The 15,441-nt window shown below is 71.9% G+C and carries 14 protein-coding genes; 11 read left to right on the forward strand and 3 right to left on the reverse strand.

Translation table 11 applies throughout. The features are described from left to right. The first annotated feature begins 42 nt into the window (after positions 1–42). The 7 genes from CTZ28_RS39120 to CTZ28_RS39150 all read left to right on the forward strand — a co-directional run bounded on the left by CTZ28_RS39120 (position 43) and on the right by CTZ28_RS39150 (position 8,977). Complete coding sequence (locus CTZ28_RS39120) at positions 43–885, forward strand: nitrilase-related carbon-nitrogen hydrolase (protein WP_121894523.1); 843 nt, start codon at positions 43–45, stop codon at positions 883–885. Further along, the gene (locus tag CTZ28_RS39125; protein WP_121894524.1) at positions 882–2,165 is read left to right on the forward strand and encodes an aspartate aminotransferase family protein; all 1,284 of its coding nucleotides are present in this window, start codon (positions 882–884) and stop codon (positions 2,163–2,165) included. Before CTZ28_RS39120 ends, CTZ28_RS39125 begins: the two co-directional genes overlap by 4 nt. Positions 2,166–2,246: 81 nt before the next feature. After that, the gene (locus CTZ28_RS39130) at positions 2,247–3,812 is read left to right on the forward strand and encodes a PucR family transcriptional regulator (protein ID WP_121894525.1); all 1,566 of its coding nucleotides are present in this window, start codon (positions 2,247–2,249) and stop codon (positions 3,810–3,812) included. Positions 3,813–3,967: 155 nt separating this feature from the next. Further along, positions 3,968–4,810 (forward strand): nitrilase-related carbon-nitrogen hydrolase, encoded by an 843-nt coding sequence (locus CTZ28_RS39135; RefSeq protein WP_121894526.1) that lies wholly within the window; start codon positions 3,968–3,970, stop codon positions 4,808–4,810. Positions 4,811–4,868: 58 nt separating this feature from the next. Continuing rightward, a complete protein-coding gene (hydA, locus tag CTZ28_RS39140; RefSeq protein ID WP_121894527.1) occupies positions 4,869–6,272 on the forward strand; it encodes a dihydropyrimidinase in 1,404 nt (467 codons plus the stop codon). Positions 6,273–6,283: 11 nt separating this feature from the next. Next, positions 6,284–7,303 carry a TIGR03842 family LLM class F420-dependent oxidoreductase gene (locus CTZ28_RS39145; RefSeq protein WP_121894528.1) on the forward strand — a complete coding sequence of 340 codons (1,020 nt, stop codon included), beginning with the start codon at positions 6,284–6,286 and terminating at the stop codon, positions 7,301–7,303. Between the two features lie 141 nt (positions 7,304–7,444). After that, the gene (locus tag CTZ28_RS39150; protein ID WP_121894529.1) at positions 7,445–8,977 is read left to right on the forward strand and encodes an NCS1 family nucleobase:cation symporter-1; all 1,533 of its coding nucleotides are present in this window, start codon (positions 7,445–7,447) and stop codon (positions 8,975–8,977) included. 382 nt (positions 8,978–9,359) lie between these two features. Here CTZ28_RS39150 and CTZ28_RS39155 read toward each other — a convergent pair whose 3' ends face one another. Further along, a complete protein-coding gene (locus CTZ28_RS39155) occupies positions 9,360–10,034 on the reverse strand; it encodes a hypothetical protein (protein WP_121894530.1) in 675 nt (224 codons plus the stop codon). Positions 10,035–10,293: 259 nt separating this feature from the next. On the opposite strand from CTZ28_RS39155, the gene CTZ28_RS39160 reads away from it, so the two are divergent. The 3 genes from CTZ28_RS39160 to CTZ28_RS39170 all read left to right on the forward strand — a co-directional run bounded on the left by CTZ28_RS39160 (position 10,294) and on the right by CTZ28_RS39170 (position 13,251). Beyond that, positions 10,294–11,214, forward strand: coding sequence for an inositol monophosphatase family protein (locus tag CTZ28_RS39160; protein ID WP_121894531.1), 921 nt, complete (start codon positions 10,294–10,296; stop codon positions 11,212–11,214). A 121-nt stretch (positions 11,215–11,335) separates the two neighbouring features. After that, complete coding sequence (locus CTZ28_RS39165) at positions 11,336–12,745, forward strand: phytoene desaturase family protein (protein WP_121894563.1); 1,410 nt, start codon at positions 11,336–11,338, stop codon at positions 12,743–12,745. Continuing rightward, positions 12,742–13,251 carry an O-acetyl-ADP-ribose deacetylase gene (locus tag CTZ28_RS39170; RefSeq protein ID WP_121894532.1) on the forward strand — a complete coding sequence of 170 codons (510 nt, stop codon included), beginning with the start codon at positions 12,742–12,744 and terminating at the stop codon, positions 13,249–13,251. The genes CTZ28_RS39165 and CTZ28_RS39170 overlap by 4 nt, the downstream gene beginning before the upstream one ends. 98 nt (positions 13,252–13,349) lie before the next feature. Here the strand turns inward: CTZ28_RS39170 and CTZ28_RS39175 are convergent, their stop codons facing one another. After that, positions 13,350–14,327, reverse strand: coding sequence for an NAD-dependent epimerase/dehydratase family protein (locus CTZ28_RS39175; RefSeq protein ID WP_121894533.1), 978 nt, complete (start codon positions 14,325–14,327; stop codon positions 13,350–13,352). Beyond that, positions 14,324–14,761 carry a MerR family transcriptional regulator gene (locus tag CTZ28_RS39180; protein ID WP_121894534.1) on the reverse strand — a complete coding sequence of 146 codons (438 nt, stop codon included), beginning with the start codon at positions 14,759–14,761 and terminating at the stop codon, positions 14,324–14,326. The genes CTZ28_RS39175 and CTZ28_RS39180 overlap by 4 nt, the downstream gene beginning before the upstream one ends. Positions 14,762–14,891: 130 nt before the next feature. Between CTZ28_RS39180 and CTZ28_RS39185 the strand changes: the two genes are divergently transcribed. Next, positions 14,892–15,314, forward strand: a complete 423-nt coding sequence (locus CTZ28_RS39185; protein WP_121894535.1) for a GNAT family N-acetyltransferase — start codon at positions 14,892–14,894, stop codon at positions 15,312–15,314. Positions 15,315–15,441: the final 127 nt, after the last annotated feature.

Consider the following 15,441-nt stretch of genomic DNA (forward strand, 5'->3'; position numbering starts at 1 on the left):
TACGGGCGTAGAGGCTCTGACGTCCCGTCGAAGGAGCAGCTCATGGCCGACGTCGTACGCGCCGCTCTGGTCCAGGCCACCTGGACCGGCGACACCGAGTCCATGGTGGCGAAACACGAGGAGCACGCCCGTGAGGCGGCCCGCCGGGGAGCCCGGATCATCGGCTTCCAGGAGGTCTTCAACGCCCCCTACTTCTGCCAGGTCCAGGAGCCCGAGCACTACCGCTGGGCCGAGCCGGTGCCGGACGGGCCGACCGTGCGTCGCATGCAGGAGCTGGCCAGGGAGACCGGCATGGTGATCGTCGTGCCCGTCTTCGAGGTCGAGCGGTCCGGCTTCTACTACAACACCGCGGCCGTGATCGACGCGGACGGCTCGTACCTCGGCAAGTACCGCAAGCACCACATCCCGCAGCTCAAGGGCTTCTGGGAGAAGTACTACTTCAAGCCGGGCAACGCCGGCTGGCCCGTCTTCGACACCGCCGTCGGCAAGGTCGGCGTCTATATCTGCTACGACCGGCACTTCCCCGAGGGCTGGCGCCAACTGGGTCTCAACGGAGCCCAGTTGGTGTACAACCCGTCGGCCACCTCGCGCGGTCTCTCGGCCCATCTGTGGCAGCTGGAGCAGCCCGCGGCGGCGGTCGCCAACGAGTACTTCATCGCCGCCATCAACCGGGTCGGGCAGGAGGAGTACGGGGACAACGACTTCTACGGGACGAGCTACTTCGTCGACCCGCGCGGCCAGTTCGTCGGCGACGTCGCCGGCGACAAGGACGAGGAACTCCTCGTCCGCGATCTCGATCTCGACCTCATCGAAGAAGTGCGGCAGCAGTGGGCGTTCTACCGCGACCGCCGCCCCGACGCCTACGAAGGGCTGGTGCAGCCGTGAACGACCTCTACGCCCGCCACCGCAACGTCCTGCCCGACTGGCTCGCCCTCTACTACGAGGACCCGCTGGAGATCACCCACGGCGAGGGACGCCACGTCTGGGACGCGAACGGCAACCGGTACCTCGACTTCTTCGGCGGCATCCTCACCACGATGACCGCCCACGCACTGCCCGAGGTGACCAAGGCGGTCAGCGAGCAGGCCGGGCGGATCATCCACTCCTCGACCCTCTACCTCAACCGGCCGATGGTCGAACTCGCCGAGCGGATCGCCCAGTTGTCGCGGATCCCGGACGCCAGGGTGTTCTTCACCACGTCCGGCACCGAGGCCAACGACACCGCTCTGCTGCTCGCGACCGCCCACCGGCGCAGCAACACGGTCCTGGCGATGCGCAACAGCTACCACGGCCGCTCGTTCAGCGCGGTCGGCATCACCGGCAACCGCGGCTGGTCCCCGACCTCGCTGTCCCCGCTGCAGACCCTGTACGTGCACGGCGGCGTCCGCACCCGCGGCCCCTACGCCCACCTGAACGACGCCGAGTTCATCGCCGCCTGCGTCGATGACCTGACGGACCTCCTCGGCCACACCCGTCCGCCCGCCGCCCTGATTGCCGAGCCCATCCAGGGCGTCGGCGGCTTCACCTCGCCGCCCGACGGCCTGTACGCGGCCTTCCGCGACGTCCTCCAGGAGCACGGCATCCTGTGGATCGCCGACGAGGTGCAGACCGGCTGGGGCCGCACCGGTGAACACTTCTGGGGGTGGCAGGCGCACGCCCGCAGCGGCCCGCCCGACATCGTCACCTTCGCCAAGGGCATCGGCAACGGCATGTCGATCGGCGGGGTCGTGGCCCGCGCCGAGATCATGAACTGCCTTGACGCCAACAGTATTTCGACGTTCGGCGGCACCCAGGTCACCATGGCGGCCGGCCTGGCCAACCTCACCTATCTGCTGGAGCACGATCTGCAGGGCAACGCCCGGCGCGTCGGCGGGCTGCTCATCGAACGGCTGCGGGCCGTCACCGCACAGCTGCCCGGCGTGCGCGAGGTGCGCGGACGCGGGCTGATGATCGGCGTCGAGCTGGTGCGGCCGGGCACCGACGAGGCCGACCCCAAGGCGGCCTCCGCGGTCCTGGAGGCGGCCCGCGAGGGCGGGCTGCTGATCGGCAAGGGCGGCGGCCACAACACCAGCGCGCTGCGCATCGCGCCACCGCTGTCGCTGACCGTCCCGGAGGCCGAGGAGGGCGCCGCCATCCTCGAACGGGCCCTCGGGAGCGTCCAGTAGCACCGCGCCCGGCAGCATGCGGCCGGGCGCGGGAGAACCGGGCACAAGGGAAGGAAAAAGGGAAGGAAAGGGGAGCACGCCATGACCACCGCCTCGGAACCCCTGGAACCTGTGCTGTCGGTCCGTCAGGTCCTCGCCCTGGAACGGGTCCTGGCCGGGGAGCCCGAGGTGGTGGCCGGCGCCGCCCAGCTCGACCGGCCGGTGCGCTGGGTGCACGTGGCCGAGGCCGCCGACGTCGGTGTGATGCTCACCGGCGGGGAGATGGTGCTCACCACCGGGGTGCTGCTCGCGGGCGACGAGGACAAGCAGGCCGAGTACATCCGGTCCCTGTACCGCGCGGAGGCCGCGGCCGTAGTGCTCGGCCTCGGCCGGGCGTTCCCGGCGCCGCCGGACGTGATGCGCCGGGCCGCCGAGCGGTGCGGGCTGCCCCTGGTCGTGCTGCACCGGCCGTTCCCCTTCGCCGAACTCACCGAGGAGGTGCAGTCCCGGCTGGTGCGGCGCAAGTTCGCCGCCGTCAGCCTCTCGGAGGCGGTACGGACCGCGCTGACCGCCCTGATCACCGCGGGCGCGCCGGTGCAGAGCCTGCTCGACGAGATCGCCGCGCACAGCGCCTGCCCCGTCGTCGTCACCAACCTCGCCCACCGGGTGCTGGCCACGGCGGGGGAGCGGCCGGCCGTGGACGACGTGCTGCGCGACTGGGAGCGCATCGCCCGGCAGGCGGGCGGCACCGAGGGCGACGGCTGGATCCGGGCCGAGCTGGGCGGGCGCGGACAGCGCTGGGGGCAGATCGTGCTGTGCGGGTACCGCGGCGGCACGGCCGCGGGCCGGCTGCTCGCCGACCGCGCCGCCGAGGCCCTGGTGCTGCACCGCATGCTCGGCGGCGGTTCCGCGCGCTCCTGGGAGGAGCAGTCCGCGCAGCGCCTGCTGACCGACCTGGTCTCCGGGGTCGTACCGGCCAGACAGCTGCTGCCGCGGGCGAGGGCGGCCGGGCTGCCGGTCAACCGGCGGACCTTCGTCCCGCTGGTGGTGCGGGACGTCACGCCCGCCGGACTCGACCGGGTGCTGCGGATGCTGGGGCTCGCCGGGCTCGTCGCCGAACTCGCCGGCGGGGCCACCGCGGTGCTGCTGAGCCTCGCCCGGGACCAGGACGCGGACGCGCTCACCGCGCACTTCGCGGCCCGGCTGCGGTCCGAGTCCGGCCGCACCCGGACCGTGGTCGCCGCGGCCGGGCCGCGGACCGGCTGGGACGAGGTGCCCGCCGGGCTGCACGAGGCCCAGCACGTCGCCGACGCCGTCGCCGACTCCTCCGCCGCGCTCGACCTCCCCGACGTCGTCCGGCTCAGGGACGTCCATCTGCGCGGCCTGATCCGGCTCCTGCGGGACGACCCGCAGGTGCAGTCCTTCGCGGAGCGCGAGCTGGACGGGCTGCTGTGCGGCACCGACCGGGACCTGCTGAACGTGCTGCGGACCTATCTCGCCACCGGCCGCAACAAGTCCCGCACCGCCCAGCTGCACCATGTCTCCCGGCCCGCGCTCTACCGCCGGCTGGAGGCGATACAGGCCCGGCTGGGCCTCGACCTCGACGACTTCGAACAGGCGGCCTCGGTGCATATCGCGCTCCTCGCGCACGACGCGCAACAGGGCTGAAACATGGAACGACCTGCGAAAACGGCGGTGAAACATGGCTTCGAGCCGACGTGACACGGTGACACGCCACACCCCCGCAGACGTGACACACTGCCACTCAATCCGCATCCCAGGACTTCCTAGGCTCACCGCACACCGAGCGACCGGAGGTCCCGATGAGCAGAGTGATCCGTGCCGCCCTCTTCCAGACCGCCTGGACCGGCGACAAGGAGTCGATGATCCGGGTCCACGAGCAGGCGGTCCGCGACGCGGCCGCGCAGGGTGCCCGCGTCCTGTGCTTCCAGGAGCTGTTCTACGGGCCGTACTTCTGCCAGGTCCAGGACAAGGCGTTCTACGAGTACGCCGAGCGGATCCCCGAGGGCCCGACCGTGCGCCGCTTCCAGGCCCTGGCCCGGGAGTGCGGCATCGTCCTCGTCCTGCCCATGTACGAGGAGGAGCAGCCCGGCGTCCTCTACAACACCGCGGCCGTGATCGACGCGGACGGCTCGTACCTCGGCAAGTACCGCAAGACCCACATCCCGCAGGTCGAGGGCTTCTGGGAGAAGTTCTACTTCCGCCCGGGGAACAGCGGCTGGCCGGTCTTCGAGACGGCCGTCGGCAGGATCGGCGTCTACATCTGCTACGACCGGCACTTCCCGGAGGGCTGGCGGGCGCTGGGCCTCGGCGGTGCCGAGATCGTCTTCAACCCGTCGGCCACCTCGCGCGGCCTGTCCCGCTATCTGTGGCAGCTGGAGCAGCCGGCCGCGGCGGTGGCCAACGAGTACTTCGTCGGCGCGATCAACCGGGTCGGCGTCGAGGACCTCGGCGCCAACGACTTCTACGGGACGACGTACTTCGTCGACCCGGAGGCCCAGTTCGTCGGCGAGGTGGCGAGCGACAAGGAGACCGAACTCGTCGTGCGCGACCTGGACCTGGCCAAGCTGCGCGAGGTCCGCGACCGCTGGCAGTTCTACCGCGACCGCACCCCGGGCGCCTACGCGCCGCTGACGGCACCGTGATTCCGCCGGTCCGAGCAGCCCCATCGAACCCGCACCTGACCAGCGAGGGAGTGGACCCATGACCGGCCGAACCGTCATCCGCGGTGGACTCGTCGTCACCGCGTCCGACGAGATCCACGCCGACGTCCTGATCGAGAACGGCCGTGTCGCCGCCCTTGCGGCCGCCGGCACCGAGGCGGCCGGGGCCTTCACCGCCGACCGGACCATCGACGCCACCGGGAAGTACGTCGTCCCGGGCGGGGTCGACGCCCACACCCACATGGAGATGCCGTTCGGCGGCACCTACGCCTCGGACACCTTCGAGACCGGCACCCGGGCCGCCGCCTGGGGCGGCACGACGACGATCGTCGACTTCGCCGTCCAGAGCGTCGGCCACTCGCTGCGCGAGGGCCTGGACGCCTGGCACGCCAAGGCCGAGGGCAACTGTGCGATCGACTACGGCTTCCACATGATCGTCTCCGATGTGAACCCCGAGACGCTGAAGGAGATGGACCTGCTGGTGGAGGAGGGCGTGACCTCCTTCAAGCAGTTCATGGCCTACCCGGGCGTCTTCTACAGCGACGACGGCCAGATCCTGCGCGCCATGCAGCGCGCCGCCGACAACGGCGGGCTGATCATGATGCACGCCGAGAACGGCATCGCGATCGACGTCCTGGTCGAGCAGGCCCTCGCCCGCGGCGAGACCGACCCCCGCTACCACGGCGAGGTCCGCAAGGCACTGCTGGAGGCCGAGGCCACCCACCGCGCCATCCGGCTCGCCCAGGTCGCCGGGGCCCCGCTGTACGTCGTGCACGTCTCCGCGCAGGAGGCGGTCGCCGAGCTGACCAGGGCCCGCGACGCGGGCCTGAACGTCTTCGGCGAGACCTGCCCCCAGTACCTGTTCCTGTCGACCGACAACCTCGCCGAACCCGGCTTCGAGGGCGCCAAGTACGTCTGCTCCACCCCGCTGCGCCCCCGGGAGCACCAGGCGGCGCTGTGGAAGGGCCTGCGCACCAACGACCTCCAGGTCGTCTCCACCGACCACTGCCCGTTCTGTTTCGCGGGCCAGAAGGACCTGGGCCGGGGCGACTTCTCGAAGATCCCCAACGGCATGCCCGGCGTCGAGAACCGCATGGACCTGCTGCACCAGGCCGTCGTCGACGGGCACATCTCCCGCCGCCGCTGGATCGAGATCGCCTGCGCCACCCCGGCGCGGATGTTCGGCCTGTACCCGAAGAAGGGCACCATCGTCCCCGGCGCCGACGCCGACATCGTCGTCTACGACCCGCACGCCGAGCAGGTCGTGTCCGCCGGGACCCACCACATGAACGTCGACTACTCGGCCTACGAGGGCAAGCACCTCACCGGCCGGGTCGAGACCGTGCTCTCGCGCGGCGAACCCGTCGTCACCGAGCGGGAGTACACCGGACACGTCGGCCACGGCGTCTACACCCCGCGCTCCACCTGTCAGTACCTCACCTAGGAGTGGCGCTCATGGACTTCGGACTTGTGCTCCAGACCGACCCCCCTGCCTCCCGTGTCGTCAGCCTGACGAAGCGCGCCGAGCGCAACGGCTTCACGTACGGCTGGACCTTCGACTCCGCGGTGCTCTGGCAGGAACCGTTCGTGATCTACAGTCAGATCCTGGCGAACACCACGAAGCTGACGGTGGGCCCGATGGTCACCAACCCGGGCACCCGCACCTGGGAGGTCACCGCCTCCACCTTCGCCACCCTCAACGACATGTTCGGCAACCGCACCGTGTGCGGCATCGGCCGCGGCGACTCGGCGATGCGGGTGGCGGGCCGCAAGCCCAACACGCTGGCCCGGATCAGCGAGGCCATGAAGGTCATCCGGGCGCTGGGGCGGGGCGAGGAGGCCGACCTCGGCGGCACCGTCGTCAGGTTCCCGTGGGTCGGGCCGGGCGCCGAACTGCCCGTGTGGATGGCGGCGTACGGCCCCAAGGCGCTGCAGATGACCGGTGCGGAGGCCGACGGGTTCATCCTCCAGCTCGCCGACCTCTACCTCACCGAGTACATGGTCAAGGCCGTGAAGGACGCGGCCGTCGCCGCCGGGCGCGACCCCGCCGCGGTGACGGTCTGCGTCGCGGCACCGGCGTACGTCACCGCGGACGACTCGCCCGAGGCGCTCGCCCACGCGCGCGAGCAGTGCCGCTGGTTCGGCGGGATGGTCGGCAACCACGTCGCCGATCTGGTCGCCAGGTACGGCGAGCACTCCGCCCAGGTTCCCGACGCACTCACCGACTACATCAAGGCCCGCCAGGGCTACGACTACGCCCACCACGGGCGCAGCGGCAATCCCGACACCCAGTTCGTGCCCGACGAGATCGTGGACCGGTTCTGCCTGATCGGCCCGGCCGACCGGCACGTCGAGAAGCTCCGCGCGCTGCGCGACCTGGGCGTCGACCAGTTCGCCGTGTACGACATGCACGACGCCCAGGAAGCGGTCATCGACGCCTACGGCGCCCAGGTGATCCCGGCCGTCAACGGCTGACCACCGGCCCCGCCCGGCCGCCCCGTCCCCGATCTCCCCCTTCCCGCCGTACGCGGAAGGGGGCCAGGGCGCTCCCCGCGCACCCCCCATCGGCGCCGCCCGCACGGCCTCTCCCGTCCCGTCTCCTCGATTGGCCTGCCCATGACCGACACCGCTCCCTCGGCCATACCGCCGACGTCCCAAGTCACCCTCGCCGACGGCCGGGTGGAGATCGCCCCCGGTTCGCCGCAGCCCGGCGGCCGGTACGCCAACACGGACCTGCTGCCGGTGCCCGCCGGGAGGCGCACCTGGACGACGTACAACTTCTCCGCGCTGTGGGTCGGCATGGCCCACAACACGGCCTCCTGGACGCTGGCCTCCGGGCTCATCGCGGTGGGCATGGACTGGAAGCAGGCCGTGTTCACCATCGCCCTGGCCAATCTGATCGTGCTCGTCCCGATGCTGCTCACCGGGCACGCCGGACCGAAGTACGGCATTCCCTTCCCGGTCTTCGCGCGCGCCTCCTTCGGTGTGCGCGGCGCCAACCTGCCTGCCGTCGTCCGGGCGTTGGTGGCCTGCGGCTGGTTCGGCATCCAGACCTGGATCGGCGGCGAGGCCATCTACTTCCTCGCCGGCAAGCTGATCGGCGACGGCTGGGCCGACGCCGCGAAGGTGGGCGGATACGCCTGGACGATGTGGCTGTCGTTCGCGATCTTCTGGGCGATCCAGGTGGCCATCATCTACCGGGGGATGGAGACCATCCGCCGGTTCGAGAACTGGGCTGCGCCGTTCGTGCTGGTCGGCGCGTTCGTGATGCTGTGGTGGATGAGCGACCGGGCCGGCGGTCTCGGCCCGCTCTTCGACCAGCCGTCCGAGCTGGGCTGGGGCGACGACTTCTGGAAGCTGTTCTGGCCCTCCCTCATGGGCATGATCGGCTTCTGGTCCACCCTGTCGCTGAACATCCCGGACTTCACCCGGTACGGCAGGAGCCAGCGGGCACAGACCTGGGGCCAGGCCCTCGGACTGCCCACCACCATGACGCTGTTCGCCTTCCTGTCCGTGCTGGTGACGTCCGGCTCGCAGGCGGTGTACGGCGAACCGATCTGGGACCCGGTCCAGTTGGCCGCCAAGACCGACAACGTGGTGGGCCTGCTGTACGCGCTGGTCACCGTGCTGGTGGCGACCCTGTCCGTGAACATCGCGGCCAACCTGGTCTCGCCGGCCTTCGACTTCTCCAACGTCGCGCCCCGCAAGGTCGGTTTCCGCGCGGGCGCGCTGATCACCGCCGTGCTCGCCGTGCTGATCTTCCCGTGGAAGCTGTACTCCGACCCGCAGGGCTATATCTTCACCTGGCTCGGTCTGGTCGGCGGCCTGCTCGGCACCGTCGCGGGCATCCTCGTCGCCGACTACTGGATCCTGCGCCGCACCCGCCTCGATCTCGCCGACCTGTACCGCAGGGGTGGCCGCTACTGGTACGTCGGCGGCTGGAACTGGCGGGCGGTCGTGGCCTTCCTGGCGGGCGGCGTGCTGGCGATCGGCGGCGCCGACTTCGAACCGCTCGTCGACGGCCGGCCCGTTCCCGCGCTGTCCCCGCTGGCCGACTACGGCTGGGCGGTGGGCCTGGGGACATCGATGGCGGTCTACCTGGCGCTGATGCTCCTGCGCGGACGGCGCCCCGAGGAGCCCACCGGCTGAGCCGGCCCGCACAGGTCGCCGACGGGACCTGGACGGTCCTGCGCCATGGCAGCGAGGCCGCGGACACCTCGGTGGCGTGTCCTGCCTCGCTGCCGGCCCGGTGGGCGACGCCGGCGGTGCCGGACCCCGTCACCTCGTACCAGGCGGCGAGTGCGGCACGGAATGCGCGCCGCTCGGCCGAACCGCGGCCCCTGACCCGGGACGTCGACGAAACGCCACCACCGGCTGGACCACGCCGGGCGGCGACCGGGGCGCCACCGTCGTCGACACGGTGGGCACCATCAGCAACGACCCGGCCCGCCAGGACCGAGTCACCGAACGCCGCCGTCCGGAGTGGGGCCCGGACCCGTGGGCCGGGGAACAGGATCCCCGCGCGGGACCGTCAGCTCTTCGCGGTGGCGTCCTGCAGCGCGGACACGGCCGCCTTCGCCGCCTTGATGGCACCCTTGTTGATCTCGTCCGCGGCGGGTGCCTTCTTCGTCTCGAAGTCGCTGCCGTTGTAGGTGACGATCACCAGGGCGTTGGCGGCGTGCACCACGACCACGCCCTCGCGGGTCTCCTGCTTGTCCTCGGCGGTGAGGTTCACCACCGAATAGCCGGAGTCGCCGACCCCCGGCACATCCCCTCCACCGGACTTCTCCGAGACCCGCTTCTCATACGCCTTCTGTGCCGCATTGCTCGACTCGGTGATCTCGTAGGAGACGTCGAGCCAGCGGTAGTCGTACCCCTTGAGCGCGTTCCAGGAGCAGGTACGGCGCAGCTTCGGGTCCGTCGACGGGATCTCCTTGCCGGCCGGCTTGGCGCCCGGCACCAGCGAGGTGACGGTCGCCTTGGGCACGCTGCCGCAGGGCGCGGGCGCGGCGGCGTACGCCTTCGGCACGGCCGTCGAGGACGGCGTGGAGGGCGACGCCTCGTCGGTCGTCCGCTGCTCCGGCTGGTGTGCCGTGGCCGGTGTCGCGGCGTACGGACCGGATGTCAGCGCCCAGCCGGCCACGGCGAGCACGGCGACCGGGGACAGCCGCGCGGTGAGGGCGAGCGGCAGAGGAAGTTGACGCACGGCGCACTTCTCGTGGGGGAGGGGGTGCGGAGGGGGGTCCACACTGTGGGACGCCAGTGTCACACGACTGGCTGTGCGGCGGAAGTGCCAACCCGCTCCGTGCCCGCGCGGTGACGGTGGAGACCGCGGCGAGGTCCGGACGAACCGTGCGCAGCAGGGCGATGGGCCGCCGACCGGCGGAACCGGCTGTTCGTCTCGATTCCACCCGCGATACACCGGACCGGTGGGGATTGTCAGCGCCGCATGCTCTCATGGAGGCATGATCGAAGACACGAAGACCTGGGGGTGCCCCCTGGACGAAGGCATCGACGAAGACCGTGGGGGAGCCCGCGGCGCGGACCTCGCGGCAGCCCTGCCGGGAGACTTCCTCGCCCGTCACGCGGCCGATGTGGAGGCCGCGGTCCGCGAGGCCGCGGCGACCGAGATACTGCCCCGCTTCCGCCGGCTCGCCGACCACGAGGTCGACCAGAAGAGCGGGCCGCACGACCTGGTGACGGACGCCGACCGCCTCGCGGAGCGCTACCTCACCGGGGTGCTCCCCGCTCTCCTGCCCGGCTCCGTCGTCGTCGGCGAGGAGGCGGTCCACGCCGACCCGGCGACGTACGAGGCGATACGCGGCGAAGCGCCGGTGTGGATCGTCGATCCGGTCGACGGCACCCGCCAGTTCGTGCACGGCGACCAAGGTTTCTGCACGCTCGTCGCGCTCGCCCACCGCGGCGTCCTCCTCGCCTCCTGGACGTACGCGCCGGCCCTCGACCAGTTCGCCACCGCGGTACGGGGCCGCGGCGCGTTCCTCGACGGTGAGCGGCTCCACGCGGGATCGCCCGCGGCCGGCCGGGAGCTGCGGATAGCCACCTCCCACCCGGACTACACGACCGACGAACAGAAGCGGGCCCTGCTCGGGCTGCGGACGGACGGCGTCGCACCGCGCCCCTGCGGTTCCGCGGGCCTGGAGTATCTCGCCGTCGCCCGGGGCGAGTTGGACGCCACCGCGTTCTCCTGGGAGGCGGCCTGGGACCACGCGGCGGGCCTGCTCCTGGTCGAGGAGGCCGGCGGCGCCCACCGCACGCTCACCGGCGAACCGTTCCGCATCACGGGCGGCAACGCCCTGCCGTTCACCGCGGCGCGGGACGCGGCCACGGCCGACCGCGTACGCGAGCTGCTGCGCCGCGCCGCCTGACCCGACCGGGGCCGTCCGCGTCCGCGCCCGTCCCCTGCCCGCGCCGCCGGGGCTGTCGGTGCCCCGGCATATGCTGACCTCGAGTGGCCATCGGCTGACGAAGGGGTCCGAGGTGCCGTCGATGCTCGATGCGGTCGTGGTGGGAGCGGGGCCGAACGGATTGACGGCTGCCGTGGAGCTGGCCCGCCGCGGCTTCTCCGTGGCGCTGTTCGAGGCCCGTGACACGGTGGGCGGCGGAGCCCGCACCGAAGAACTCACGCTGCCCGGTTTCCGTCACGACCCCTGTTCGGCGGCGCACCCCCTCGGGATCAGCTCACCCGCATTCCGCGCCCTCCCCCTGGAGCGGTACGGCCTGGAGTGGCTGCACCCCGCCACGCCCATGGCCCACCCGTTCCCGGACGGCACGGCCGCCGTGCTGGCCCGGTCCGTCGCGGAGACGGCCGCCTCGTTCGGGCCGCGCGACGCGGGCACGTACCGCAGGCTGGTCGCGCCGTTCCTGTCCAAGTGGGACACCCTGGCCCGCGACTTCATGTCCCTGCCGCTGACCGCGCTCCCGCGCGACCCCGTCACCCTCGCCCGCTTCGGCCTCGTCGGTCTGCCGCCGTCGAGCTGGCTGCTGCGCCGCTTCCGCGACGAGCGGGCCCGTACCCTCTTCGCCGGGCTCGTCGCCCATGTCATGGCGCCGCTCGACGGCTTCGCCACCGGCGCCGTCGGCCTGATCTTCGCCCTCGCCGCGCATGCCCGCGGCTGGCCTGTGGCCCGCGGCGGCTCCCAGTCCATCTCCGACGCCCTCGCCGCCTACCTGACGGACCTCGGCGGCAGCGTCCACACCGACTACGAGGTCAAGCGGCTGGACGACCTGCCGCCCGCGCGGGCGTACGTCTTCGACACCTCGCCCACCGCCCTGGCCCGTATCGCCGGGTTCGGCAGCCACTACGCGGGTTACCGCTACGGCCCCGGCGTCTTCAAGATCGACTACGCCCTCGACGGGCCGGTGCCCTGGACCGCGCCCGAGGCGCGCTCCGCCGGCACCGTGCAGATCGGCGCGAGCACCGCGGAGATCGGCACCGCCCTGCGTGCGGCGTCCCGCGAGGGCCGGGCCCCCGACCGGCCGTTCCTGATCACCGTGCAGCCCAGCGTCGCCGACCCGACCCGGGCACCGGCCGGCCGGCAGGTCTTCTGGGCGTACGGACATGTGCCCAGCGGCTGGACCGGCGACCTCACCGACGCCATCGAGCGTCAGCTGGAGCGGTTCGCCCCCGGCTTCCGCGACCGCGTTCTCGCCCGCGCCACCGCCGGTCCGCCCGAACTGGTCGCGCACAACGCCAACTACGTCGGTGGCGACATCGCCTGCGGCGCGGTCTCCGGCCTGCAACTCCTGCTGCGGCCCAAACCGTCGCTGTTCCCGTACCACACCCCGCATCCCGCGGTCTTCATCTGCTCCTCGGCCACCCCGCCGGGCCCTGGCGTGCACGGCATGTCGGGGCACAACGCGGCGAAGGCCGTGTGGAGGAGGCTGAGACAGCCATGACCACCATCACGCTCGTGCAGGGGGACATCACCCGGCAGAGCGCCGACGCGATCGTCAACGCGGCCAACTCCTCGCTCCTGGGCGGCGGAGGCGTGGACGGCGCGATCCATCGGCGCGGCGGCCCGGCCATCCTCGAAGCGTGCCGCACGCTCCGCGCCTCGCGGTACGGCAAGGGTCTGCCCACGGGCCGCGCGGTCGCCACGACGGCCGGCGACCTGGACGCCTGCTGGGTCATCCACACGGTGGGCCCGGTCTTCTCCTCGACCGAGGACCGCTCGGAACTGCTGGCGTCCTGCTATCGCGAGTCACTTCGCGTGGCCGACGAACTGGGCGCCCGAACCGTCGCGTTCCCGGCGATCTCCACCGGTGTCTACCGCTGGCCGATGGCGGACGCGGCCCGCATCGCGCTGGAGACGGCCCGAACCATCCCGACGGCGGTCGAAGAGATCCGCTTTGTCCTCTTCGGCCGGGACGCGTACGACGTGTTCGCCGGCCGGCTCGGCTGACGGCGCGCCCGGTCGGTCAGATCCTCGGCGTGAGCGCGGCCATCGCGTCGTCGAGCAGCGACGCGATCGGCCGCGCGCCGTTCCGGTGCCGGTGACCGTTACGGTGCCGCCTCCAACAGGCCGGCGTCGCGCAGCTGTTCGGCCGTCTGCACGATCGTCGTCTCGGCGGCGCGTGGACGCCAGTTGAGTTCCGTGCGAGCCCGGTCGTTGTGGATGACCGGTCGCGGCGGGTCGTCCCCGGGCACCTCCGTCGTGGGCACGCGCGCGGCGAGCGGGCCGAGCCGCCGCCGCAGGATCCCGGCGACCTCCAGGAAGCTGAGCGCCGGGCCGTCGGCGACGGCCAGGTAGCGCTTGCCGGCCGCCTCGGGCGCGGCCATGGCCCGCAGATGCAGGTCGGCCACGTCCCGGACGTCGACGACACCGAAGCGCCGGCGCGGCGCGGCGCTCATCGTCCCGTCGAGCATCGCCTTGACCAGCAGCGCCGAGGAGCGCAGGCCGGGCGTGAGGGCGGGCCCGAGGATGAACGTCGGGTTGACCACGACGAGTTCGGTGTCGCCGCCGTCGTGTTCCATCAGGTCCCACGCGGCGCGCTCGGCGATCGCCTTGGAACGCGGGTAGGGCGCGAGCCCCGGTGTGTCGGGATCGGTCCAGTCGGCCTCGGTGAACTCGGAGCCCGGCTTGGGCGAGTATCCGACCGCAGCGAAGGACGAGGTGAGCACGGTACGCCGGGCGCCCGCGTCGCGCGCGGCACGCAGCACCCGCAGTGTGCCGTCGCGGGCGGGGACGATCAGTTCGTCGGGGTCCTCCGGCTCGGCGAACGGAATCGGCGAGGCGACATGATGGACCTCCTCGCAGCCGGCCACCGCGGCGGGCCAGCCGTCGTCGGCGGTCAGGTCCGCGACGACGCACTCCAGGCCGGTGCCGTCGGCGCCGCCGCGGCGCACCGCCGCACGCAGATCGGCCTCGTGGGCCGTCGAACGCATCGTCGCGCGCACCGGGCGACCGGCCCGCAGCAGCGTGACGATCAGCTGTACTCCCAGATAGCCGGATCCGCCGGTGACCAGGACGGGGCTCATCGCAGCGCCCCCAGGCGGCCGACCGCGTCCACCAGGCGCCGTGTCGACGCGGTCTCCGCGGCGGTGTCCCCGCGGTCGCGGGCGTCCCACAACGCCGCCTTCTCCCGCAGATAGCCGAGCCGTACCCGGTGGGCGGCGATCTCGGCCTCGATGCGTTCGGCGTGCCGCAGCAGCAGATCGCGCTGCTCGGCGGCCGCCGCCCGGCCGCGGGTCCGGTTCGCCAGATAGGTGCGCATGTCGTCGATGCCGACGCCGACCGCGCGCAGACAGGCCAGCGCCTCGATCGTGTCGAGGTCCCGGGCGCCGTAACGGCGGTGCCCGCTGCTCTCGTCGCGGTCGATCGGGCCGACCAGTCCGACGTCTTCGTAATAGCGCAGTGTCGGCTCACTCAGCCCGCTGCGCCGGGATACGTCCTGAATCGTGAAGGTCGTCATACCGGGCAGCAGAACACACCTCAAGCGCTTGAGGTCAACCACGGACGACCGGCGGAGCCCGCCCGCTCGTGAACTCCCCACTGCCGGAAGTGTGTTGTCGCCGCAGGCACCGATCGGCCAGGCTGACGGAATGACCGGAACGATCTCTTACACGTGGCGGGACCCCATCACCGACGAGGAGATGGCCGATCTCGTCAGGTCCCACGGCGGCAACGCCGTCGCGGGCTGGTGGAGCAGGATCAAGGAGCACAGCCTCGGCTGGGTGGGGGCCCGTGACGGCGAGGGAGCCCTCGTCGGATTCGTGAACGTGGCGTGGGACGGCGGTGACCACGCCTTTTTGATCGACACGAAGACCCGGGGCTCCTGCCAGCGCCGTGGTATCGGAACAGCACTTGTCCGTCACGCGGTCGTCCATGCGCGCGCGGCGGGCTGCGAGTGGCTGCACGTCGACTTCGAGCCCGGGCTGCGGGGCTTCTATGTGGACGCCTGTGGTTTCCGTCCGACGGACGCGGGATTGATCCACCTGCCCTCCACCGGAGAGAGCCGAAGATGACCAGAACACCGACGAACGCCGCGTTCCTCACTCAGGGGCGCCGTCCTGGCCTTCGTATTCCTTATGGTGGCCGTATTCACCACATCGGTGCGGGACGCCGGGCCGGGGCATAGCGGACGGCACCGCA

It is taken from the genome of Streptomyces shenzhenensis, assembly GCF_003688995.1.
GTDB lineage: Bacteria > Actinomycetota > Actinomycetes > Streptomycetales > Streptomycetaceae > Streptomyces > Streptomyces shenzhenensis_A.